We start from the raw sequence: 22,764 nt of genomic DNA, 5'->3' as shown, positions 1-22,764 counted from the left end.
TTGCTTTTTTGTGTGCAGCGGGTTTATTATCTTGGTGATGTCAAGTTCTCACGTGTGTGAAACTGTTTCTGTGGAAAAGAGTAATGGATTTCGCAAAGAATATTCTTTCATTTTGGGGCTCCCTATTTCGAAACTTAGGGATGAAATGGACAATAAGTTTTAGTTATCTTTTCCTTCTATTATTTGGAAGCGCATCTGGTGAGAGTTTTCACTGGTTCCAACTTATGGGTGGTAATCAATTGTGGTTCCGTTTTGTAGTTGAAGAGGTAGATATTTGCCCAAATGTTGTGGTCGATGGTGTTGAGCACTTAATGGATCAGCATCATGCTGCAGATGGCTCTTTTCCATTGAGTTGTGTTTATAAATTGGATCTTGAGGCTCTTCCACAGTCATTTATTCTTGACAATAGGGAGATTCTGCCGCGATTCAAGAAGGATGAAGTGAGGAAAATAGCCGTAATTGGCGATACGGGCTGCCGTAACAATCATTTTTTCTCTCCACAAGATTGTAAGAAAGAGTGGTTTTTCAAAGAAACAATAGACGCTATGCTGGAACATTCTCCAGAAATGGTTATCCATGTTGGAGATTACGTTTACAGAAGGGGAAGTCAAGCAAGCACTTGGACTACATGGAAGGAAGATTTTTTTCTTCCAGCTACCGCATTACTGAACTCTAACATCCCATTGCTTTTGGCAAGAGGAAACCATGAAAACTGTAACAGGGGTGGTGAAGGCTGGGCCTATTTCCTCAGTATTGCAAAGGAGTGTTTGGCTCATGAAGACCCATATACATTTTCGGTTAATGGCCGTGATATCGTAGTAACGGATTCATCGATTGAAAGGAAACTTTACGAAGATGTTGCACATGTCAATAATGTTAATAATGGCAAAAGGACTTGGATTGTGACACATAGACCGCTCGTATTTAAAAATAAAGAGGACCTATATGTAGGAAATACAACAATATTTAAAGATCTAAAGAAAGAAATAGAATTAATAATGTCTGGGCACGTCCATGTTGCACAGTTTCTTAGGTTAGATGGACACGTACAGTTTATCTCGGGTAACGGTGGAACGCGTCTTTCGCATTGGCAGACCAGTACGGCCAGTGATTCGCAGTTGGAGTATGGATTTGGAATTATTGATCTCCTAAATGGTAGTGCGAAGATTACCAGCTACGATCGCTTCAATAACGAAATGATGTCCACGTATTTGGAAGCGAATGACTAGCTCCATATTTCCAAAACCACATTTCCTGCCCTACTTCGTTTAGTGGCGAGTAAGTGAAACGTGATTTCGAAAAGCATGGGCGCATTTGTTTGGATCTTTCCGTTACCTATTTTGTCATCTGTATCAGTGCATTCCTCTTGCCCCTGAGCTACCTTGAGTTCGGGGGTCGGATAATAGGCTGCTAGGGCTGGGCTCAGATTCCTCTGAAGAATCTACGGTGTAAGTGCTATCGGATTTGCCCGGCCATGTTCCTTGCGATGTAGAAGTGGCAGGGCCAAAGCCTGATGTACTCGGCTGCTCGTCGTCTTGAGGGGTTGTATCCAGTTTTCTGCGTTTCCTTCCCGTGGAGACGAGATTTTCTTGAGCAAGAAGACGCACTATCTCAAGTACTTTTTGTGCCGCGCGACGACGTGGTTGAGTGCGCGGAGGATCTGAGGGTGTTGGAGTGCTGGTTTGTTCTGAGTTGCTCTGTTTGCGGATTATGTCTGTTTCGGTAGACGGATTTGTTTGATAATCCTCATGAGGCTGAACTTCTGATAAAGGAGAAGATGAAGCTCCACTAGACTGCCTTAATCGGCGGCCCCTTCGTGATCCACCAGCAGTAGAGCCAACACCTGATGTACTCGGCTGCTCGTCGTCTTGAGGGGTTGTATCCGGTTTTCTGTGTTTACTTTCCGGAAAATCGTCCTTTCCACTCATGGCCCGTATTGGTACAGGTACACCTTCTGCCGCTACACGATGTGGTTGAGCGCGCTGTGGGGGGGTTTCATTCCCCGGAAGAACTATATCTATCTCCTCGCAGGCTTCTTGGAATTCTTCTGATGAAGCTACAAGCTTGTACGTATTATCTAGCCAGTCCCGCGCTTTATTCACATCGCCATCTTCCTCGCAAGTCAGGAGGGTTTTACAGTAATCAAAAACCTCACTAAGATCTAGATCTTCATACTCAGAATTGCTAGATGCTTTTCCCTCAGGGTTGGCGCAAGATGAAGATTCGGACTCATGTGAACATTCATCATCACCTCTAGAGCCCCCAAGGTCTTTAGCAGAAGTCGATGCGGAAGGTAAAGGTAGCGATAGAGTAGCAGGTTTTTCTGGTGTAAAAGGTCCCCAGGGCCTACTTGGGCCAGGGGAGTTGGGTTTTTCTCCAGAGTTTTCACCACTTTCAGCGGAAACAGGGGTGGAAGGTGAAACATCTTCTGCTAAGGGAGAAGTTGGAGTATCAGTAGATTGGCTTGATTCTGCTATTTGTGACGCCTCGATAGTAAGTAGAGGAGGAGATCCAAGCGGAGGAGAATATGGATTTTGTGGAGAAGGTGCTGGTGAAAGTGGAGATGGTCCTCCAGACCTAGGTGTTTGTTCTCCTTCTTGTGATGAGGTACTCTCTTCGTCGCTTTCCTCACTTCCAGTATAAGTAGACGTGGGAGATAAGATATATTCTGATAAGGGAGAAGTTGCAGTGTCAGTAGATGAACCTGATTCTGCTGTTTGTGATGCGTCAAGGGTAAGCAGAGGAGAATATTGATGTTGTGGAAAAGGTGCTGGTGAAAGTGGAGATACTCCTCCAGACCCAGGTGTTTGTTCTCCTTCTTGTGATGAGGTACTCTCTTCGTCGCTTTCCTCACTTCCAGTATAAGTAGACGTGGAAGGTGAAGATGGCGAAGCACTAGGTTCTTCTAGAAAAAGATTAAAGCCTACCGGAGAGTTCAGGGCATCAGAGATGGAAGATGCTGTACCTTCACTTTCAACGACAACAAATGCAGCAGGGGAAGGTATGGGGGTGCTAGGTACTCCCGAAGCAGGACTTCTAGGACTACCAGGATTTTCTAGATCTGACCCCGTAGGATTTTGCATTTTTAGATTTTGATTAAAATTACACTCACTATTTTATAATATAGTAAAGATTTTAATCAATATCGATAATTCCTATACTTCCGCACAGGACTGTGATGGTTCTTTTATCCGCATAGATTGCAAGATAATCTGCTTTATGTTAACTTCCTCGGTGGATGGGTGGCCGAGCGGTTTAAGGCAGCAGTCTTGAAAACTGCCGTATGTGGAAGCATACCGTGGGTTCGAATCCCACCCCATCCGGTTCCTTGCCGTTTTAATTCTTAGGCTTGAGTTGACCTTCTCGTACTGGGGTATCTAGACGACAACCCTAATCACGTCTTGATGATCCAGTTTGTTTTGTATACAGGTGGCAATTACTGTGTTTAGCATGAGAAAAGCGATTGTCATTGGTCCAACACCTCTTGGTACAGGTGTAATGAACTTTGTTTTTTGAAAAACGTTTTCAAAATCGACATCGCCAACTAATCTACCATCCACTTTGTTTATTCCGACATCTATAACAGTTGCACCAGGCTTGATGAAGTCTCTTTTTACAAAGTGTGGTATACCAACAGCTGAAACAACGATATCTGCTTGCATGGTTTTTTCCTGTATATCTCTGGTTTTAGAGTGTGTAAGCGTAACAGTACAATTCTCATGCAAAAGAAGCATTGCCATGGGCTTACCAACAATATTTGAACGCCCTATAACAACAGCATCCATACCAGATAAATCGTTCCCTAGAACTGATTTTATTAGATATAGAGAGCCTGCTGGTGTACACGGTTTTAATAATGCATCTTTACTGAGAGTTAGTCTGCCAACATTTTCAGGATGGAAACAATCAACATCTTTTTTTGAATCAATCGATTCAAAAATTCTGCTCGAATTGATGTGTGAAGGCAGTGGTAGTTGAACGAGTATGGCATTAACACTAATGTCGCCGTTTAAAGATTCCACCAATCGTATTAGTTCTGCCTCACTCGTATCCTTTGGTAGTGCTATAGTCCTTGCGTTTATACCAAGCAACTCTGCTTTTTTCTGTTTACTTCGAACATACACATGACTTGCCGGATTTTCACCAACAATGATGACTCTCAGACTGGGTACTAGGCCATTATTTTTCTTGAGGTGCGCTACAGAAGTTGCAATAGATTCACAGATACCCGAGGCAATTCCGAAACCATCAATGAGTTGTGTCATTTCTATTGAGCATTCTAATTAATGCACTTTCCCATTTACTACCATTGTCGAGTAATTTCTTCTTGTTGTAGAGCAAATCTTCACGGTTTTCTTCTGCAAACTCAAAATTTGGACCCTCGACGATTGCATCCACGGGACAAGCCTCTTGGCAAAATCCACAATAAATGCATTTGGTCATGTCTATATCGTATCTTGTGGTCCGCCTACTTCCGTCAGAGCCTCTGGGAGCTGCCTCAATTGTGATTGCCTGTGCAGGACAGATCACTTCACATAATTTGCAAGCTATACAACGCTCTTCCCCGTTTTTATAGCGCCTGAGCGCGTGTTCACCCCTGAAACGCAGACTGATAGGTCCCTTTTCTTGCGGATATTTTATCGTAACCTTTGGTGCGAAAAAGTACCGCAGGACGGTCTTGAAACCGACAAAGAAGCGGGTCAGCTGCATCTGTCTTACGAACTTAAACATACACCGACCAAGAACGACGCAATGCTAACATATGTGCTTTGTTAAGTAAAATGCGTGTTCTAAAAACATAACGCCGTACATGAAGTGGTTTTCGGGTGGTGTTCTATGTGGAAGGTGGTCTGGCCTTCAATTGACTGAAAGCATAGAAAGGTGCAAGAGACACCTGAAATCTCAGTAATCACATGTCACCGTTAAGTAATCTTCAATCCTATTTTATTTTTATAAGTGTATCTCGGGCTTTATTGAGTTGTTGTGCGAAATAATGTGAACCACCCTTATCAGGATGTACTTTTTGTACCAGAGCGTGATATGCCTTATTGATTTCTGCCTTGCTAGCATTCACAGGTACACCAAGAATTTCTCTGGCCTGCGCCTTAGACATCTTTTCCGCTGAATTGGAAGATGATACTCCTTGCTGAAACTGCTGCAGATTCTCGAAGCTAAAGTTTCCGCTTTTCATCATTTCGTAAACAGTATCGTATATCTGCGAGAAATTTTCAGAAAGTTGAAATTTCTTCCTGTAGATAAACGCAACTACTAGTAGAAATAATATCGGCAAGAGAATCACCAGTAACAAAATCAGCAAGATTATCGAGAACATTTACGAGCGTTGAAACTACGAAGCATTGTATATTATAATCTCGCCGTAGTTAATAAGTGATTGTTCAATACACTTGAAGTATGTTCATACAAACCGAGCACACCCCGAACCCAAATGTACTAAAATTTTTTCCTGGTGTGAAAATACTTGATAGTGGAATTGCCGATTTTTCTACAGCTGGTGACGCTTTTGGTCATAAACTTCCTGAGATGCTCTGGCAAATACAAGGTGTTTCTGGTGTGATGCTTGGGGTGGATTTTGTATCTGTGAGTAAAACTGCAGATGCAGAGTGGGATATATTGAAGCCGCAGATCTTTAGCGTGATAGTTGAGTATTTTACTGCTGGCTCTGATCTTGTTCGACCTGTAACAGAAGACGAGGAAGTAGAATGTGTAGATGAGGTTTCTAAGAAAATACGGGAAATTATAGATACCAAGGTCCGACCTTCTGTTGTCGAAGACGGTGGTAATGTTGTGTTTAAAGGTTATAAAGACGGGGTTGTATATCTGAAACTTCAGGGAGCATGTGCTGGCTGTCCCAGTGCTTCTGTGACTCTCAAGGATGGTATAGAGAACCTGCTTCAGTATTATGTTCCTGAAGTTAGAGAGGTTCAGCAGGTTTGATGAAGGGGTTCTTCTTGTTAGATGAGTATTCTTTCAAGCTTGTGCGTCAGTGTGGCATTCTTTTTGTACTACCATTTCTTTAAAACGTGGTTTTTTGTGGTGGATTTGTTCTTCCATATCCTATATCCTTTCCTAGTCAATTTAATGTGGCTGTTGCGCTAATAACATGAAAGTGCTCATGGGTAGCAAAGCTGGAAAACTTGGCCAGGAAATAGCTTTACTCCTTGACTTGGCCATGGTTCGTGCACAAGTAAGTAGATTTCCTGATGGTGAGAGCAATGTTCTTATACATCATGAAGATGTTGTTCCTGGAACCGGGGTCCTTGTCCTGCAGAGTCTCTGTAGTGATGGCGACATAATGGAGTTTTTGTTCATCGTGGATGCTCTGAACAGGTTAGGGGTGCGCGATATTACTTTGGTTTCTCCATATTTTGGTTACGCTCGCGCTGATAGGATTGTTACGCCTGGCTCGGCTGTTGCAGCAAAAGTAGTCGCTCGCATTGTTGGAGAAAGGATTTCGTCGCTTTTGGTGCTTGATGTACACTTTCCTCAGTTTGAGGGCTTTTTCGAGATCCCGGTGTATAATGTTCTTCCGTGGTCGCTGCTCAAAGAAAGTATGCATGTGGATCACAATATGGCGCTTGTCGCACCTGATGTTGGTGCTGTAAAAAAGTTGAAGCCTCTATCTGAAGAGCTTGGCACGAGTCTTGTTATCATGAATAAACGCAGACCTAGAGCCTGTTTATCCGAGGTTACTGAGGTGGTCGGAGAAATTTATGGTAAAGACTGCATCATAGTTGATGATATTGTTTGTGGTGGTGGAACCCTCTGCAATTCGGCTGCTAAACTTAAGGAACTCGGTGCAAGATCTGTTGTTGCATTTATTACTCATGGTGTATTTTCTGGCAGTGCGAGGCAGAAAATTATGGGCTCACAGGTAGATAGGATTGTTGTCACTGATAGCATACCTTGGGGTGAGACTCAAGGAAAAATAGAGGTTATTAGTGCTGCAGACTTGCTCGCGAGAAAAATTCGTTCAGTGTACTTAGATGTCAATACAAAAAGTCCTAATTGCTAACCGCGGCGAGATCGTATCAAGAATAGCACGCACCTTGAAAAAATTGGGTAAAAAGAGTGTCGCTATTTATTCCGATCTTGATGTTAATTCGGGCTATATTCAGCATACAGATGAGGCAGTTCATATAGGCGGTGTTACCGTTAGTGAGAGCTATAACAATGTGGAATCCATACTCACAGCGGTCAGAAAAAGTGGTGCAGATGCTGTGCATCCTGGATATGGTTTTTTATCTGAGAACTCTAGCTTTGCCCGATCTGTTGAGCAAGCTGGTTTTACTTTTATTGGTCCCAGCTCAGAGTGCATCTCTATGATGAGTGATAAGGTGATGGCAAAAAAGATTGCTCAGAAAGCCTCAATTAATCTTGTGCCCGGGTATCTCGGGGAAATTTCTGATTATGGACAGGCTGTCTCTATTGCTAAAGAAATAGGTTTCCCAGTTCTGATAAAGGCTGCCGCAGGAGGAGGAGGTAAAGGAATGCGGTTGGTCAATAGGGAAGATGAATTGCGCGGAGCTATGCAGCTTGCTTGCCATGAAGCGCTGAATTTTTTTGCAGATGAACGAATCTTCATCGAGAAATATATCAAAAATCCTAGACACATAGAAGTACAGCTAATTGCTGACAAAAATGGCCACGTTATTTGTTTGGGTGAACGAGAATGTTCGGTACAGAGACGGCATCAAAAGGTTGTTGAGGAGGCTCCAAGCCTTGTACTTGATCGGGGACTCAGAGAAAAGATGTATGAACAGTCTATTAGATTAGCTCGTGCAGTTGGGTACACTTCTGTTGGGACGGTGGAATATATACTGGACCAGGAGCGAAATTTCTACTTTATGGAGATGAATACCCGCATCCAAGTTGAGCACACAGTAACCGAAATGATTACTGGTATTGATATAGTCGAAGAGATGATCCGCATCGCTGAGGGTAATGATCTCTCAAAGAAGAAAAGCGTTACGAAGTTCAACGGTTGGTCATTTGAAGCACGCATATATGGTGAGGATCCCATGAATAACTTTATGCCAACGAGTGGTTTTGTACGTCGTGCTGATTTTCCCACGAATGTCAGGGTTGAAAGTAGTGTAAGTACAGGTTCCGAGGTTGGTATGTTTTATGATCCGATGATGGCAAAGATTATCGTTAAGGGTAAAACGCGTTCTGATGCGTTAAAAGGGATGTGTGAGGCGCTCCAGATGACGTGCATAGTGGGTGTAAAGAATAACTTAGTGTTTTTGGAATCTTTATTTCGTAATACCGACTTTATTAATGGAAATATAAACACTCATTTTGTAGAAAAGCAGTATCAAGGGGTGGGTTGGTATGAGTCCCTGGACAAATGTGCGACCCTACGTTTTATTGCAGTGACTTTGTATACCATGATGGATATATGGAGTGGTTCATTTGAGGAAAGTCGTACTTTCATTGTAAGACTTGGGAGTCAGGAATATGAAGTTGATGTTTCCATTGCAAGTGGTAAATTTAGCTTTGTCCTTGCTAAAGAGGAATATAGAGTCGAGATTCTGAGAGAAACAAAGGAGGGCTTATTTCTTGCAAAAATCAATGGTGAGGCATTCGCCGCGAGGTTTTTCAATACTGATAAGTTAAGCAAACGAGTTGAGTATGATGGTTGTTCACAGTTGTGTCTTGCTCTTCCCAAGGAAGTGTATACGAAGTGGTTATCTGTGCAGAAGAATACCTCAGGTATACAAAAGGCAGACAAAATGGTTTCTACAATGACAGGAGTCATAGTAAGCATTTATGTTGGTGTTGGTGACACAGTTAGACCGGGTGATCCGTTATTTTTACTCGAAGCAATGAAAATGCAGAATACTATCACTGCTGAACGGGCTGGTACTGTGAAAGAAGTCTGCGTTGTGCAAGAGCAAAATGTGAGCGAGGGTGATTTATTATTGAGGTTTCTAAAAGTATAGATAGAGACCTAGACTTTATTTGGCTCCAAGGGTAGTCGGTCTGCGGATAGGTGCTTGCAAGAAGCCTTTCTATGATTTGTTTCTGAGTGTGTGATTCCTGTACAGAGTGAAAAGAAGGAAGTTGTTACTAAGTTTCTACATCAAAGTCATCGCTACCTTTTTTCTTGGGTTTTCCTGTGGTGTCCCAACTGTCCTAGTCGCGCCCACTCTAAGTGTGTGGCTAGCAAAGGCTGGTGTAAACTGTTCAAGTATTGGGTTGTTTGCCCTCGTGGGTATACCATACATAGTAAAGTTCCTATTTGCACCATTTTTTGATCTCTATACTGTCCCAATACTTGGTCGGTGCTTCGGGCAAAAAAGAGGGTGGATACTGCTATTGCAGCAGTGTGTTTTTTTCTCAATTGTCGGACTGAGCTTCATGAATCCCTTAAAAAATATATATCTTATGGGCTTTTTTGCTTTGGTCGTCGCATTTTTTTCTTCCCTTCAGGAAGTTGTGATTGATAACTATCGAATTTCTATTTTGAGAACAAAGGAGCAATTAATAGGTTCTTCTAACGTTTTACTTGGATGGAGGGTCGCACATTTAATCAGTGGTGCTCTAACCCTTTTTTTAGTTGACTATCTTTGTAACTCATACGGATTGTGTGAGGATTTTATTAATTGGAGGATACTCTATATCTTCTCAGCCTTTTTAAGCTTGAGTGCTAGTGTAACGGTTTTGTGCATGGGTGAACCAAAACTGAAAGCTTCACAAAAGGAAATGAGTACCAATTCACGATCTTTCCTTCCTGAAACAATCATCCAACCACTTAGAGAGATTCTACAAATAAAGAAGAGTGTTTATATCATCATTTTGGTTGTTATATATCGTTCTTGTGATTCACTCATAGCGACGATGATTTCTCCATTTCTTTTAGACATCGGCTTTTCACTGACTGAAATTGCAGTTGTTGCAAAAACATTTGGTTTGCTTTTTCTTATTGGTGGGGGTGTTATTGGTTCAAAAATTGTCTATAGGTATGGGATTATCAAGGGGCTTGTTTTTGGAGCCGTAGTGCAGATGCTTTCAAATGTGATGTTCGTTGTGCAGTCAAAGGTAGGGTACAATCTTCCATTGCTGTACATGACCATAGCAACGGAAAATATTTGTGGGAGTATTGCTACCACGGCTATTATTGGATATATCTCGGGACTTGCAAGCAAAGCTCGCTTTTCTGGGAGTGTATATGCAATTTTCAGTTCCCTCTTTATAGTAGATCGCTCGGTTTTACCTGTTGTTGCAGGGCTAATTGCTGACTATTTTGGGTGGACGGTTTTGTTTGTTACAAGTGTTGTCTCAGGTCTTCCAGCATTGTTTTTGGTCTTGTTTCTAGAGAAATACGCCAAAATCGAAAAGTCTTCGGGATGAGCATGTGTCATTTGCTTTTACTCTGTGATGCTGCTGTGATTAATTTGCGTCATTAGCTTACCTTTTGAATTTATTAAATATTTAGCTAGAACCTTGTAGCTGATAAATGCTCTTTTTGTCTCCCAGGAGGGCGTTTTTGCTTGGAGAGTTGTCTGTGATGTGTGTAGAGGAATGGTAGTATAATTTTGAGCTTAAGAAAGTTCTCTACTTCTTATGACTTACAACGTGGTGAAAATGATTTTGCAAAGTGTTGGTGTGATCTATCACAAGCAATATCGATGCATTTTATAAAAATTTTAAATTTTAAAAATTATCAGTATTGAAAAATTCTTTATTTTATGTAAATACTTAAAAAATTAATTATATGGGCGAGAGTATACGTTATGATCAACGAATCGCTAGATTGCTGTTCTTCTTGTTATGAGTATCTGCAGGAACCTATGGAATTTGAGTTGAATTTATCATTGGACTTATCTGGCTTTGTTCAGTTTCCAGCTATTTCTACTGACTCTAGCAAAACAACACAAGCAGATAATTTAGCTCAAACTGGTTTCATGGCATCTGCAATAAACTATATGAAGTCTTTGTTACACCTAGAGGAATAGGTTTATTGGAGACATATCAAATTCTCGGCTTTGGTGCCCTTTCTGGTACTGTTGAGAATCTTCTGTCACCTCGGTAGGAGGATAGGAACCGTTTTTTCTATGGAAGTCGTGGATCTGCAAGAATTTGTGGCGCTGAAGTTGCGTTTATACTTCCATTCATGAGCGTAATGCGCTCCAAACAAACAGTAGTTCATTAGAACTAAGGGAAGTTTGCAAGCGGTGGCCTACATTAATACTTCTTTCTCTCAATGCCGTGCCTCTGTAAGCCAAACTAGAGTAGGGTGCCCTTGTATGCTGACAATAATGCATCAATCTTCACTTTACTGGATTTCCCCATTTCCAGTACAGCTTCCTGTGTAACCTTACCAATTTTTGTAATCTCTGTATCCAAAAATGTGTCCATGAAAGCCAACTCGTTTTTCGGGGCGACAGTGACAATAATTTCATGTGATTTTTCAAGATTTTCTTTGTTGTCTTCAAGGGAAATCATTCCACCATGGCCGTTAGCCATAAGCATTTTTGCGATTGATACAAGCCTTCCACCTGACCCTACTGGAATAGCAGAAGCTACTAATTTATTTTTCAGTGCCAAGTGATAGCGTCTGAAAACTTCAAAGGCTCTTTTTGCTTCCACGTTCATATCAATGAGGTATATTAAATCCTCTGGATATTTTGTATCTAGCGAAACTATATCTTCGTAATCATCCACTATTCCAATTGCGGTTATTAACAATGAGGGGATATTGGAGATTTTGACTTTCGCACCTGAGGCAGTGTATCCGCTAAAATCATTAAACATGCTGTCCTTTCCCGAAATGAAAGGAGTACCTAAAGCTATAGAGATATCGTGACAAGCTCTCCCGGCTTCTTTGAGTAGCCATAGTTTTTCTGGATCATTCGAGTCGGACCAACAAAAGTTATCTAGAAGAACAATTTTTTGAGGGTTTACTCCAATTGTTACTAAGTTCCTTACTGCTTGTTCAATCGAAGAACATGTGTCTAAATATGGATCGCGTGTCATAATTGCTAAGTCTTGCGCTTGCCCTATGCACTTCTTAGAGTTGTGTAACGGTTTTATTGCTGTTACCTCTGAGAAAATTTTATTTCTTCCTTGTAGTGGTTTGAGAATAGATGTTCCCTGAACTTCATGATCATACTGCTTTGCTATGAATTTTCTGCTGCAGACATTTTTATCTCTAATTGTTTCCTCAAGGGATGAGAAGGTCACATGAGGCTTTCCTGGCATTTCTTTTGGTTTTTTAGTTTGTAAGTGGACCGTAGGGTTTCCATCATGTAGAAAGTGCAATGACAAATCAAAAACAGTTGTGCCCTCGAAAGTGATAAGTCCTCTGCCGGATTTGTTAAATTCACCTATGACAGCAAACTCAACACCATGTCTGGTCATAATGTGCCCGAAGGTCTCTAACTTTCCGCGCGGAACTGCAAATGTCATTCTTTCTTGAGATTCAGAGATCCATATCTCCCACGGTGCAAGCCCACTTGTCTTTAAAAGCACTTTTTCGAGATGCACTACAAATCCCTCTCTTCCCATTTCTCCAACAGACGAAGATAACCCACCGGCTCCATTGTCAGTAATAGCGTTATAAAGTGCTGTGTCTCTTACTTCACGTATTATTGCATCGGAAAGCTTTTTCTGTGTAAAAGGGTCGCCTAATTGAATCTCAGTACCTTTGACATTTGAGTCTGTTATCCCAGCTGAAGAAAAAGTTGCTCCGTGTATGCCGTCCCGTCCCGTTCTTCCCCCCGCTATGACAATCAGATCCCCATCCTCTGGTCCTTTTATCCAGGATTCTTTCTCTGCAATTTTTGCTGGGATTATGCCTGCACATCCGACAAACACGAGTGGTTTTGCTTGGAATGCGTTGCTGAAATAAAGCGCGCCTTGTGGAGTCGGAATACCAGAACAATTGCCTCCAGTGTTGACACCCTGAATTATTCCCTTAAGTATGCTTCGCGAATCCAGTTTGGGTTTTGTTTTATGTATATCGTGATACAAATCTTGTCTTTCGGTGTCTGGGTCTTCAACGCAGAAAGCATAATAATTTGCTATAGGTTTTGCTGCCAGCCCAAAACCCAGAATATCTCTGTTAACTCCAAGAATTCCTGTCATTGCACCTCCGAAGGGTTCCAATGCAGAAGGGCTGTTATGTGTCTCGACCTTTACGCAGATGAGATGATCCTTATCGAACCAAATTGCACCTGCGTTGTCAGTGAATACGGAGGCACAGATATGGTTTGGATTATTTCTTATGATTGTCTCAGTGGACTTCTTTATGTATCCCCGGAATATTCCTTCTTGTAGGTCATCTATAGGATAAGACATGATGTTGTGCTTACAGTGCTCAGACCAAGTCTGTGCAATAGTCTCAAGTTCTATGTCACGCAGGTAGCTCCTGCCTTCCTTTGACCTAAAGTGCTCAGCTATTTTGGATAGCTGAATTTCATTGAGGTTGAGTGCGTTCTGACGATTGAAAGCATCTAATTCCTCTAGAGTGAGATTTTTTGTCTTACCAGAAGAAATGATATTTACACTCTCGTGAGGGTCGCAGAATGTCACTCTCTTGCTATGGATGGCTTTCAGTGAGATTTCCTCAATCATGGGATTGTACAGCAGATTAAGGTCGGGTAACCTACCTCTTCCTATCATGAGTGTGCTTGTTTCTACTTGTATGTCTTGTTCTATTGTGTTGATGTCCCTTTGCTTCAGTAATGTGGTCACAATATCCAAGGTTACTTCCGCTAATAAGTTCTTTACTCCTCGGAGGGTTTGTTTTTCTATTACCCAGAAGTCGCTTGTATAACATCTTCTGAAATCCCATAGAATACTACTGCCTTCGTGGTAACTTATTTTACTGGTTTCAAGAATTTTTATTTTGTTGCGATCCGCGTTGTAAATGAAGCACCTGAATTGTTCTGAGACATGATTAGTTAATGCGTGCACGATCTCCAATAGAGTTTCCTTAGAAGCGTGATTTGTGGAATGGAATCGGTACACATCAATAACTTCCCGAATATTGATAACACCATCGCTTTCAAGTGTCGCGATTCTTGGATCTGAGTGCGGTTTACGAACTTCTATGATTGCCTGCATTGCCTGAAAACGTCTACTACTTTGTTATCCTTATACTTGGGACCAGTCATGATTAAATCGCTTTATTATGGCTGGGTCAATGTGAGGACAATCTTCGTTTATACTATTAATCGATCTTGATTCTGGAGATTGCAATTACGGGATGAAGTTTCATGCAAATCTTGTTTTGCTGATGCTGTAAAAATGTTCTCACTTTCTCGTCAAGTAATAGAGTGTTAGGATCTACATGCAGGTAGCATCTACATAATGAAAGTCATTGCAACCAATAAAAAAGCCCGATTTGATTACTCATTAGTTGATGAGTTTGAAGCCGGGATTGTCTTACTTGGAACGGAAGTTAAGGCTTTAAAGTATCATTCAGCTTCATTAAACGAGGCCTTTGTTGCCTTCAGGCGTTTTGAGCTATGGCTTAATAACATGCATGTTCCACCCTATAAGCCTGCAAGTAGGTTCAATCACGTTCCTACTAGGTCTCGTAAATTACTCGTTCACAAAAGGCAGTTAAACAAAATATCCGGTGCAGTAAGAACTAAAGGATTAACTCTAGTTCCACTATCTATATACGTGAACGAAAATGGGCTTATAAAAGTTAGGTTTGCCTTAGCAAAAGGTAAGAAAAAATATGATAAGCGTCAGGATATCAAGGATCGTGATTGGGCAAGAAAGCAGGCCCGGCAAGATTTCAGTTAGTCATGCACGCGTCTATCTATTTGTGAGGTAATCACTTTACTTTGTATTGCTTGGACTCTATGCGCAGATGAATCAATTTTCCTCTATATCACGAACATTCTGCTTTCTATACTAATGCGAAAGAGTAGATATTTCCGGGTTTTTGGGCTGAGCAGTTAGGATGCGTATAAGATCCCTGAGAGCTAGATGCGTATTTTGATTTGTTTGGATTGATCATTTCTGTAACAACATAGAAACACGGATGTGGCCCTCTGATTTTTTTCCGTTCACGTCTCTGTATTTTGTTGTATTGGTACTGAACAAATAGAGCTCATTACCTGCGTGCATGTATTTTGAATAGCAGTCACAGGTTGTTTTTCACGTGTGTTGAAACCAAATGGTTTTTATTTTGCAAAGCTTAGATCCTTATGAGAGAGCAATACAAGAGATATAGTTCTACCATCAGTATGGAAGATCAAGTTGTTCTAAGTAGCTAATTGATGTGCTAGGATCGCTGTACGCACTTGTAGCTCAGTGGATAGAGCGTTGCTCTCCGGAAGCAAAGGCCGTAGGTTCGATTCCTATCAAGTGCACCATTAACTATTCAATATAGAAAAGAAGACTAGAAGTTTTTACTGTATCGCGCGGAGTTACATTTTTACGAGGTGTGTCTTTGAACTTATCGTCATTTTTTGTCAGTCATTTGTACTAAAGTAGTTCCTCACAGAATCTTCCTTCAATTTTTGGAACACTTTTTCTGTCTGTCCGTATTCTACAATTTTTCCCTTTTCTAGGTATACGATTGAATCGGAAATGTTTCGTGCTTGTTTCATGGAATGTGTCACGATTATGATGGTGAACTTCTTTTTTAATTCTATAACAAGGTCCTCTATGAGTTTTGTTGCTTTTGGGTCAAGAGCAGAACAAGGCTCGTCCATTAGGAGTATAGTTGGCTTAACTGCTACAGCTCTAGCTATGCAAAGCCGTTGTTGCTGTCCACCTGAAAGTTCCATTGCATTTTGATGCAGATTCTCGTGCACTTCTTCCCAAAGTCCGCTCCTTAGGAGACTCTTACAAACAATTTCGTCTAATTGGCCACGTTTGTTTGTTATTCCTTGGAGCCGTGGACCGTAAGCGACATTATCATATATTGATTTTGGAAAAGGGTTTGGTTTTTGAAATACCATTCCAACTCTGGTACGTAGCATTACCACATCTACTGTTGGAGCATAGATATTGTAATTGTCTATCAATAGCTCACCCGTGATCCTGCAATCATCAAAGAAGTCATTCATCCTATTGAAGCATCTCAAAAGGGTCGTTTTTCCGCATCCGGACGAGCCTATAAGCGAAGTTACCGATTTTGAGTAGATATCGAAGTTTATATCTTTAAGAACATGTTTTGCTTTGTAGAAAACGTTTAGATTCTTTACGGATGCTTTGATTTTTTTATCTAAAGACATAAGAGCCAGATCTATTAACTACTACGAAAGACGCGTTCACACCCCACTGCTATTTTAGGAGAAAGGCGATTCCTTCCGGGTCTTTAACTGCTATGTCTATCTAATCGAGCAGTAACCCTTCCTATAGTAGACCAAAGGAAGGGATTTTGAAACATTAAGCTTTTTTTCTTCTACCGTGGCGACAATGATTTTGTGATCGCCGGCATCGTACCTATACTTAGTACGACAATGCATCCAACACAATGCTCTTTTCAATTCCAAGCTTGTTGAAAATTCCTTCTCCCACGCTTTGATATTATTCTGTGAGAATGAAACTGAGGTTTGTTCAGCTGTTTCGTCTAATACGTTCACCACAAACTCTGTTGCGGGAAAGAAGATGTCAAACCTATTTGAATTTCTATCTAGGCAGTATGAGATTAACTGGGGTTTCAATGAAACTGAGCAGAGTGAATTAACAGTTATTCCGTACTTTTCTCCCATGAACTCAGTTGTCACAACTGATACTCCTGTAGCAAATCGACTCATACACTCTTTGAACAGGGCTTCATCACTCATAGTCTGCCTAGTAGGATAATAAGAAAAATTAGCACGCCAACAAAGTTCATTCGCTTGAATGTCATTTCACAGCTTTTTGGATCGTCTAAGTCTATAGATTCCGTAAATTTTTCCTCCATAAGGAAGAGAGCTGCTAAGCCAATGTAATACAGAAGGTTAAGTCCAGGTAATACAGCAGAGAAAGCAAGAAAGGAAAGTGCTAGCCTCGCGTACTTCTTCAGCCATACTTTTGAGCCAAACTTCCCAAGTGATACAGAATGTAATCCGAGGGCCGCATCATATCGTTTGTCTTGGTGTCCGTAGATTGTGTCATAGTAAAGTGTCCAGAAAAAACAAGCAAAATAAACGAAAAGTGCTGAGGCATGAATGGAATTTACAACTACAATCGATGCGAAAAGGGCTCCAACGTTGAAGACAACTGCAAGGAGCAATTGAGGGTAAGCAAAATATCTTTTGGAAAATGGATAAACCACCACTCCTACAATCGTGAGTGCGCCAAGTGCAGTTGCTTCAAAAGGAAGAAAAGCCAATAATGCTGTTGCTAGTATAACTAGAATCGAGAACAATAGGATTGCTTCGGTGACACTTATTTCTCCAGATGCTAAAGGCCTTGCAGCAGTTCTTTTGACTTTTCCATCGATGTTGCGGTCAGCAATATCATTTGCAATACAACCTGCTGATCTTACCAAAAAAGCACCCAAAAGAAAAAACGGAATCCACAAAAACGAGTAGAAACTATTTCCAAGAAGTGCGACTACGAACAAAGCGGGAAAAAAACACAACCACATTCCGCTAAGACTCTGGAACCGGATGAGGGAAGCATACTTTTTAATTTTCATTTTTCAAGGTAGTTCTATTAGGAAGTTGTAAATTTAAGTTCATTTTTGTAATACCACGCGAAGGAGTGAAATTCGAGTGTGTAAAGTAAGAAGATAAGATACGCATTTGTGAACACTCGAGGTTCAAAGTGAGTCTGTTGTTTTATGGATTCAGTGAAATCCAAAAAAATTGAACCGTTGACATTGTTTTTCTTTGCATGTAACCTGGGAGCACGTGCTTCAAAAAATGCCGATTTCGGTGGATTGCACAACAGTCGCTGTTTGCGCAGCGTGTTGTTTGAAAAGTTTGAAAGATTAATAGGTCTCAAATAAAACAGAAGTATGATAAGTAGGTTTTGTTCTGTACATAACCTAAGATGTATACTGTAAAAAACTAAGAGTGTCTGATGGATGCCTTGGTGCCAAGAGGCGAAGAAGGACGTGTTAGGCTGCGATAAGCCGCGGGTAGTTGCCAAAAAACGTTTATCCGTGGATTTCCGAATGGGGAAACCCGACTAGCTTGCTAGTCATTGCATACTGAATTCATAGGTATGTAAAGCGAACCCAGCGAACTGAAATATCTAAGTAGCTGGAGGAAAAGAAATCAACCGAGATTCCGCTAGTAGTGACGAGCGAACGCGGACCAGGCCAGTGGCTTGAACAAGAAAACTAGAATGCTCTGGAAAGGGCAGCAAGATAGGGTGATAGCCCCGTATAGGTAATGCTTGTTCAGGTCCTCGAGTAAGGCGGGACACGTGAAATCCTGTCTGAACGTGGGGGGACCACCCTCCAAGCCTAAATACTACTTGGCGACCGATAGTGAACTAGTACCGTGAGGGAAAGGTGAAAAGAACCCCTGTTAGGGGAGTGAAATAGATCCTGAAATCGGACACTTACAAACAGTCGGAGCCTGAGCATCGTCCTTCGGGGCGGTGTCTGCGGGTGACGGCGTACCTTTTGTATAATGGGTCAGCGACTTAATTTATTGAGCAAGCTTAAGCCGTATCAGGTGTAGGCGTAGCGAAAGCGAGTCTTAATAGGGCGATTAGTTCAATGGATTAGACCCGAAACCAGGTGATCTAGCTATGGCCAGACTGAAGGTGCGGTAAGACGTACTGGAGGGTCGAACCCACTGGTGTTGCAATACCAGGGGATGAGCTGTGGCTAGGGGTGAAAGGCCAATCAAACCTGGAAATAGCTGGTTCTCCGCGAAATCTATTTAGGTAGAGCGTCGCATAATACATATTGCTGGGGGTAGAGCACTTGATGGGTTAGGGGGAGTAAAATCTTACTGAGCTCAGCTAAACTCCGAATACCAGTAATAGTTCTGCGGCAGACACACTACGGGTGCTAAGATCCGTGGTGAAGAGGAAAACAGTCCAGACCGCCATTTAAGGTCCCCAAATTGCAACTAAGTGTGGAAGGATGTTGGAAGGCCAAGACAGCTAGGAGGTGGGCTTAGAAGCAGCCATCCTTTAAAGAAAGCGTAACAGCTCACTAGTCTAAATAAGCTTTCCTGCGCCGAAGATGTACCGGGGCTAAAGTTGCATACCGAAAATGCGGATTGTTGTGGGTATCCCCGCAGCAATGGTAGCGGAGCGTTCCATAAGCCGTTGAAGGTCGACCGTGAGGTCGGGTGGAGGTATTGGAAGTGCAAATGCTGACATGAGTAGCGTAAGGAGTGTGAAAAACACTCCCACCGAAAACTTAAGGTTTCCTGTTTAAAGTTAATCTGAGCAGGGTTAGTCGGTCCCTAAGACGAGTCCGAAAGGGGTAGTCGATGGAAACAAGGTTAATATTCCTTGACCTGTAAGTAGTGACGGGTTGCTGTGGTGGTATTCTCTTATTGGATTGGGAGTGCTGCTTATGTGGCTCCAAGAAATAGCTCTTACATATAGGCCGTACCGCAAACCGACACAGGTAAGTGGGTAGAGTATACTTAGGTGATTGAGATAATGATGTTGAAGGAACTCGGCAAATTACATCCGTAACTTCGGGAGAAGGATGACCTTGTTGTGGGCAACCACGATAAGGTGGCACAAGCCAGGGGGTAGCGACTGTTTACTAAAAACACAGGACTCTGCGAACACGTAAGTGGAAGTATAGGGTCTGACGCCTGCCCGGTGCCGGAAGGTTAATAGGAGAGGTGAATAGCTTTGAATTGAAGCCCCGGTGAACGGCGGCCGTAACACTGACGGTCCTAAGGTAGCGAAATTCCTTGTCGGGTAAGTTCCGACCTGCACGAATGGCGTAACGACTTCCCCGCTGTCTCCAACATTAACTCAGCGAAATTGAACTCCCCGTGAAGATGCGGGGTACCTGCGGTCAGACGAAGAGACCCCGTGCACCTTTACTGTAGCTTTACATTGGTATTAATGACAGGATGTGCAGGATAGTTGGGAGACAGTGAAACTCAGGCGCTAGTCTGGGTGGAGTCGTTGTTGAGATACCAACCTTCCTGTTATTGATATCTAACTCCGCTTTCTTATCGAGAGCGAGGACAGTGTATGGTGGGCAGTTTGACTGGGGCGGTCGCCTCCTAAAGAGTAACGGAGGCGTGCAATGGTAGGCTCAGGCTGGTTGGAAATCAGTCGTCGAGTATAATAGCATAAGCCTGCCTGACTGCGAGGCTGACAAGCCGAGCAGAGACGAAAGTCGGTTATAGTGATCCGGTGATTCCGCGTGGAAGGGTCATCGCTCAACGGATAAAAGGTACGCCGGGGATAACAGGGTAATAGCGTCCAAGAGTTCATATCGACGACGCTGTTTGCCACCTCGATGTCGACTCATCACATCCTGGGGCTGTAGAAGGTCCCAAGGGTTCGGCTGTTCGCCGATTAAAGTGGTACGTGAGTTGGGTTTAGAACGTCGTGAGACAGTTCGGTTTCTATCTGCCGTGGGTGTTGGAAATTTGAGAGGAGCTAACTCTAGTACGAGAGGACCGAGTTGGACATACCAATTGTGTACCAGTTGTCTCGCCAGGGGCACCGCTGGGTAGCTACGTATGGAAGGAATAACTGCTGAAAGCATCTAAGCGGGAAGTCCACCTCAAAACGAAATTTCCCTATAGGGCCGTGGGAGACTACCACGTTGATAGGCTGGGTGTGTAAGCGCGGTGACGCGTTGAGCTTACCAGTACTAATAGCCCGATCGATTTACAGTTTAGTCTTGGATTTTATGTACAGGACTGAGCCTACTTTCTGTGATTTCATGGGTCTAGTGATAATAGCGAAAGTGAAACACTCGACTCCATTCCGAACTCGAAAGTGAAACCTTTTTGCGCCGATGGTACTGCTTATGTGGGAGAGTAGGTGGTTGCTAGGTCCTTGAAATCACAGACATCTTTTATGGCTGCATATTTGGTTAATGTCTCGAACGTATGTTGCTCGAACCTTTAGATTCGTCGGTTCTTCTTTCTCTTTATGAGAGAATGCTTTTGATTCGGCGCTTCGAAGAGAGGGCTGGGCAGCTTTACAGCATGGGTGAGATATGCGGGTTTTGTCATCTTTATATAGGGCAGGAAGCGGTTGCTGTTGGTTTGGAGTATTGTTTGAATAGAGGAGACTCTATCATTACCAGTTATAGAGATCATGGTATGATGCTCGCTCGAGGTTCTTCTCCCGATGTTATGATGGCCGAGCTTTTGGGAAAGTCTTCTGGTTGCTCTGCTGGTAAAGGTGGATCAATGCATATGTTTGATCCTGAAAGAAATTTCTTTGGGGGTCATGGTATTGTTGGTTCGCAAGTCTCTCTTGGTACAGGAATTGCTTTTGCAGAGAAGTATAGGGGATCTAAAGCTGTTGTTGCAAGCTGCTTTGGGGATGGAGCGGTTAATCAAGGGCAGGTCTATGAATCTTTTAATATGGCTGCTTTATGGAAACTTCCCGTCCTTTATGTTGTAGAGAATAACATGTACGCTATGGGTAGTTCCGTTGAAAGTGTATGTGCTAATCCTTCACTTTCTAACAGGGGCGAATCGTTTGGGATACCTGGCTACTCAGCTGATGGTATGGATCTTATGGATGTGATTCGTGTCACAATGAATGCGGTTGAGTATGTACGGAACGGCAATGGTCCAGTTCTTGTGGAGTATAAAACTTATCGATTCAAGGGACATTCAATGTCTGATCCAGCTTCTTACAGATCGAAAGAGGAGGTTTGCTTTTTTAAGAAGCGAGATCCTCTCAAAAGTGTTGAGGCCTTGCTTTTGCAGGCAGGTGTGTTGTTCAGTGAGCTGGAGCGTATACAGAAAGTAGTTAAGGAGCAGGTATCAAGCAGTGTAGCTTATGCTCGCGCTTCTACTTTTCCTTGTCAGGCGAGTCTCATGACAGATATTTATTCAGAGTAAGAGTGGCTTTCTATGAGAAAGTTGTGAGTCTTCATATGGCTTGCAATTTTTTTTCGTGGTGTTAGCATTTCGGTGTTTCCCGTGTGGAATCGAATGATGATGATGCGCTCGAGCATTGTGAGGAAGGTAAGCGAAGTAATTCGCAGGGTGTGTAATTCACTTGTCAGAGATTTCCATGAGATACAGCGTTTACAAGGTTACCAAAATTTATCGTCGTTTGTTCAGGTGACGCATGAACGTGTACGATCAAAGTTATTGTCCGAGCTCGACAGTTATAACGCTGCTACCGGATCCAGGTACGAGTTTGTTGTTTTTCCAATAGATGGAAGGGAAAATTTTTTCCGCGGTATACCGGACTTTACGGTTTCTGTGCTGATAAAAAAAGATGGTAAGGCATTTGCTTGTCTTGTTGAGCTTCCTATGACTCATACCACGTTTTACGCGGAGTTAACTTCAGGAGCTTATCTTGAAGATCTTGGAGGGACGATGCGTCTGAAAATAAAGAACTGTGTGACTTTGGATATCACTAAGGCAGTAGTCTTTCTTGATTGTGTGGAAAATCAATTGAGTCTTGCAGGACGCAGAATGTTAGGTTGCAATAGTCTGGCCGCCTGTTATGTTGCTTCTGGCAGGGGAGATATTTTACTTTTAAAAGTAGGAGATGTTAATCCGGAGTTGTTGTTGCTAATAAGATTGCTGATAGCAGAAAGTGGGGGAAAAGAGTTGTGGTTTCGGGATATGGTGTTATTTGCGCACCTGGATTTATGTGAAAAATTCAAGCAATTGCTGGGTGTGCCTCGGTAAAGGCCGACCCGCTTTT

17 protein-coding genes, 2 tRNA genes and 2 rRNA genes are annotated in these 22,764 nt (G+C 42.4%); 13 read left to right on the top strand and 8 right to left on the bottom strand.

The annotated features are described in order from the left end of the window. Nucleotides 1-56: 56 nt before the first annotated feature. Nucleotides 57-1,229, top strand: coding sequence for a metallophosphoesterase family protein (locus GP480_RS03345; protein ID WP_237111332.1), 1,173 nt, complete (start codon nucleotides 57-59; stop codon nucleotides 1,227-1,229). A gap of 123 nt (nucleotides 1,230-1,352) precedes the next feature. On the opposite strand, the gene GP480_RS03340 is transcribed toward GP480_RS03345, so the two are convergent. Beyond that, nucleotides 1,353-3,083, bottom strand: coding sequence for a hypothetical protein (locus GP480_RS03340; RefSeq protein WP_160095833.1), 1,731 nt, complete (start codon nucleotides 3,081-3,083; stop codon nucleotides 1,353-1,355). 153 nt (nucleotides 3,084-3,236) lie between these two features. Between GP480_RS03340 and GP480_RS03335 the strand changes: the two genes are divergently transcribed. Continuing rightward, nucleotides 3,237-3,323, top strand: a tRNA-Ser gene (locus GP480_RS03335). Between the two features lie 54 nt (nucleotides 3,324-3,377). Here GP480_RS03335 and GP480_RS03330 read toward each other — a convergent pair. The 3 genes from GP480_RS03330 to GP480_RS03965 all read right to left on the bottom strand — a co-directional run bounded on the left by GP480_RS03330 (nucleotide 3,378) and on the right by GP480_RS03965 (nucleotide 5,332). Next, entirely contained in the window at nucleotides 3,378-4,265 is an 888-nt protein-coding gene (locus GP480_RS03330) for a bifunctional 5,10-methylenetetrahydrofolate dehydrogenase/5,10-methenyltetrahydrofolate cyclohydrolase (protein ID WP_160095831.1), read from the bottom strand. Further along, the gene (gene nuoI / locus GP480_RS03325; RefSeq protein WP_160095829.1) at nucleotides 4,249-4,731 is read right to left on the bottom strand and encodes an NADH-quinone oxidoreductase subunit NuoI; all 483 of its coding nucleotides are present in this window, start codon (nucleotides 4,729-4,731) and stop codon (nucleotides 4,249-4,251) included. The genes GP480_RS03330 and nuoI overlap by 17 nt, the downstream gene beginning before the upstream one ends. A 208-nt stretch (nucleotides 4,732-4,939) precedes the next feature. Further along, nucleotides 4,940-5,332, bottom strand: a complete 393-nt coding sequence (locus tag GP480_RS03965; RefSeq protein WP_160095827.1) for a J domain-containing protein — start codon at nucleotides 5,330-5,332, stop codon at nucleotides 4,940-4,942. Between the two features lie 80 nt (nucleotides 5,333-5,412). Here GP480_RS03965 and GP480_RS03315 point away from each other — a divergent pair, with 80 nt between their 5' ends. The 5 genes from GP480_RS03315 to GP480_RS03295 all read left to right on the top strand — a co-directional run bounded on the left by GP480_RS03315 (nucleotide 5,413) and on the right by GP480_RS03295 (nucleotide 10,979). Continuing rightward, complete coding sequence (locus GP480_RS03315) at nucleotides 5,413-5,955, top strand: NifU family protein (RefSeq protein ID WP_160095825.1); 543 nt, start codon at nucleotides 5,413-5,415, stop codon at nucleotides 5,953-5,955. Nucleotides 5,956-6,121: 166 nt separating this feature from the next. Beyond that, nucleotides 6,122-7,033 carry a ribose-phosphate diphosphokinase gene (locus GP480_RS03310; RefSeq protein ID WP_237111330.1) on the top strand — a complete coding sequence of 304 codons (912 nt, stop codon included), beginning with the start codon at nucleotides 6,122-6,124 and terminating at the stop codon, nucleotides 7,031-7,033. Further along, nucleotides 7,005-8,963 carry an ATP-binding protein gene (locus GP480_RS03305; RefSeq protein ID WP_160095823.1) on the top strand — a complete coding sequence of 653 codons (1,959 nt, stop codon included), beginning with the start codon at nucleotides 7,005-7,007 and terminating at the stop codon, nucleotides 8,961-8,963. Before GP480_RS03310 ends, GP480_RS03305 begins: the two co-directional genes overlap by 29 nt. A gap of 106 nt (nucleotides 8,964-9,069) precedes the next feature. After that, on the top strand, nucleotides 9,070-10,374 hold the full coding sequence (locus tag GP480_RS03300; RefSeq protein WP_237111329.1) for an AmpG family muropeptide MFS transporter: 1,305 nt from the start codon (nucleotides 9,070-9,072) through the stop codon (nucleotides 10,372-10,374). Between the two features lie 440 nt (nucleotides 10,375-10,814). Beyond that, nucleotides 10,815-10,979 (top strand): hypothetical protein, encoded by a 165-nt coding sequence (locus GP480_RS03295; protein ID WP_160095821.1) that lies wholly within the window; start codon nucleotides 10,815-10,817, stop codon nucleotides 10,977-10,979. Nucleotides 10,980-11,250: 271 nt separating this feature from the next. Here the strand turns inward: GP480_RS03295 and GP480_RS03290 are convergent, their stop codons facing one another. Then, complete coding sequence (locus GP480_RS03290) at nucleotides 11,251-14,091, bottom strand: AIR synthase-related protein (protein WP_160095819.1); 2,841 nt, start codon at nucleotides 14,089-14,091, stop codon at nucleotides 11,251-11,253. Nucleotides 14,092-14,337: 246 nt separating this feature from the next. On the opposite strand from GP480_RS03290, the gene smpB reads away from it, so the two are divergent. Further along, nucleotides 14,338-14,781 carry an SsrA-binding protein SmpB gene (gene smpB, locus GP480_RS03285; RefSeq protein WP_160095817.1) on the top strand — a complete coding sequence of 148 codons (444 nt, stop codon included), beginning with the start codon at nucleotides 14,338-14,340 and terminating at the stop codon, nucleotides 14,779-14,781. A 499-nt stretch (nucleotides 14,782-15,280) separates the two neighbouring features. Next, nucleotides 15,281-15,356: transfer RNA gene (locus tag GP480_RS03280), tRNA-Arg, on the top strand. Between the two features lie 99 nt (nucleotides 15,357-15,455). Here GP480_RS03280 and pstB read toward each other — a convergent pair. The 3 genes from pstB to GP480_RS03265 all read right to left on the bottom strand — a co-directional run bounded on the left by pstB (nucleotide 15,456) and on the right by GP480_RS03265 (nucleotide 17,617). Continuing rightward, nucleotides 15,456-16,223: a phosphate ABC transporter ATP-binding protein PstB gene (pstB, locus tag GP480_RS03275; protein ID WP_160095815.1), complete on the bottom strand. Its 768-nt coding sequence runs from the start codon at nucleotides 16,221-16,223 to the stop codon at nucleotides 15,456-15,458. Nucleotides 16,224-16,319: 96 nt separating this feature from the next. Beyond that, nucleotides 16,320-16,778, bottom strand: a complete 459-nt coding sequence (locus GP480_RS03270) for a flavin reductase family protein (RefSeq protein ID WP_160095813.1) — start codon at nucleotides 16,776-16,778, stop codon at nucleotides 16,320-16,322. Beyond that, nucleotides 16,775-17,617 carry a 4-hydroxybenzoate octaprenyltransferase gene (locus GP480_RS03265; RefSeq protein ID WP_160095811.1) on the bottom strand — a complete coding sequence of 281 codons (843 nt, stop codon included), beginning with the start codon at nucleotides 17,615-17,617 and terminating at the stop codon, nucleotides 16,775-16,777. The genes GP480_RS03270 and GP480_RS03265 overlap by 4 nt, the downstream gene beginning before the upstream one ends. 363 nt (nucleotides 17,618-17,980) lie before the next feature. Between GP480_RS03265 and GP480_RS03260 the strand changes: the two genes are divergently transcribed. From GP480_RS03260 to GP480_RS03245, 4 genes are all read left to right on the top strand, one after another. Next, a 23S ribosomal RNA gene (locus tag GP480_RS03260) occupies nucleotides 17,981-20,759 on the top strand. Nucleotides 20,760-20,811: 52 nt separating this feature from the next. Then, nucleotides 20,812-20,920, top strand: a 5S ribosomal RNA gene (gene rrf / locus GP480_RS03255). A 55-nt stretch (nucleotides 20,921-20,975) separates the two neighbouring features. Beyond that, the gene (gene pdhA, locus GP480_RS03250) at nucleotides 20,976-21,944 is read left to right on the top strand and encodes a pyruvate dehydrogenase (acetyl-transferring) E1 component subunit alpha (protein ID WP_160095809.1); all 969 of its coding nucleotides are present in this window, start codon (nucleotides 20,976-20,978) and stop codon (nucleotides 21,942-21,944) included. 93 nt (nucleotides 21,945-22,037) lie between these two features. Beyond that, nucleotides 22,038-22,748, top strand: a complete 711-nt coding sequence (locus GP480_RS03245; protein WP_237111328.1) for an inositol monophosphatase family protein — start codon at nucleotides 22,038-22,040, stop codon at nucleotides 22,746-22,748. The last annotated feature ends 16 nt before the right edge of the window (nucleotides 22,749-22,764 follow it).

It is taken from the genome of Neorickettsia findlayensis (assembly GCF_009856525.1).
GTDB lineage: Bacteria > Pseudomonadota > Alphaproteobacteria > Rickettsiales > Anaplasmataceae > Neorickettsia > Neorickettsia findlayensis.
Note: the sequence above shows the minus strand (reverse complement) of the source record. Positions and strands in the feature narration are given on the sequence as shown.

What these genes read in the sequence shown, in the direction of transcription:
- GP480_RS03340 (WP_160095833.1), bottom strand. Translation starts at nt 3,083, where the DNA reads ATGCAAAATCCTACGGGGTCAGATCTAGAAAATCCTGGTAGTCCTAGA.
- GP480_RS03330 (WP_160095831.1), bottom strand. Translation starts at nt 4,265, where the DNA reads ATGACACAACTCATTGATGGTTTCGGAATTGCCTCGGGTATCTGTGAA.
- nuoI (WP_160095829.1), bottom strand. Translation starts at nt 4,731, where the DNA reads ATGTTTAAGTTCGTAAGACAGATGCAGCTGACCCGCTTCTTTGTCGGT.
- GP480_RS03965 (WP_160095827.1), bottom strand. Translation starts at nt 5,332, where the DNA reads ATGTTCTCGATAATCTTGCTGATTTTGTTACTGGTGATTCTCTTGCCG.
- GP480_RS03315 (WP_160095825.1), top strand. Translation starts at nt 5,413, where the DNA reads ATGTTCATACAAACCGAGCACACCCCGAACCCAAATGTACTAAAATTT.
- GP480_RS03310 (WP_237111330.1), top strand. Translation starts at nt 6,122, where the DNA reads ATGAAAGTGCTCATGGGTAGCAAAGCTGGAAAACTTGGCCAGGAAATA.
- GP480_RS03305 (WP_160095823.1), top strand. Translation starts at nt 7,005, where the DNA reads ATGTCAATACAAAAAGTCCTAATTGCTAACCGCGGCGAGATCGTATCA.
- GP480_RS03295 (WP_160095821.1), top strand. Translation starts at nt 10,815, where the DNA reads ATGGAATTTGAGTTGAATTTATCATTGGACTTATCTGGCTTTGTTCAG.
- GP480_RS03290 (WP_160095819.1), bottom strand. Translation starts at nt 14,091, where the DNA reads ATGCAGGCAATCATAGAAGTTCGTAAACCGCACTCAGATCCAAGAATC.
- smpB (WP_160095817.1), top strand. Translation starts at nt 14,338, where the DNA reads ATGAAAGTCATTGCAACCAATAAAAAAGCCCGATTTGATTACTCATTA.
- pstB (WP_160095815.1), bottom strand. Translation starts at nt 16,223, where the DNA reads ATGTCTTTAGATAAAAAAATCAAAGCATCCGTAAAGAATCTAAACGTT.
- GP480_RS03270 (WP_160095813.1), bottom strand. Translation starts at nt 16,778, where the DNA reads ATGAGTGATGAAGCCCTGTTCAAAGAGTGTATGAGTCGATTTGCTACA.
- GP480_RS03265 (WP_160095811.1), bottom strand. Translation starts at nt 17,617, where the DNA reads ATGAAAATTAAAAAGTATGCTTCCCTCATCCGGTTCCAGAGTCTTAGC.
- pdhA (WP_160095809.1), top strand. Translation starts at nt 20,976, where the DNA reads ATGTTGCTCGAACCTTTAGATTCGTCGGTTCTTCTTTCTCTTTATGAG.
- GP480_RS03245 (WP_237111328.1), top strand. Translation starts at nt 22,038, where the DNA reads ATGATGATGATGCGCTCGAGCATTGTGAGGAAGGTAAGCGAAGTAATT.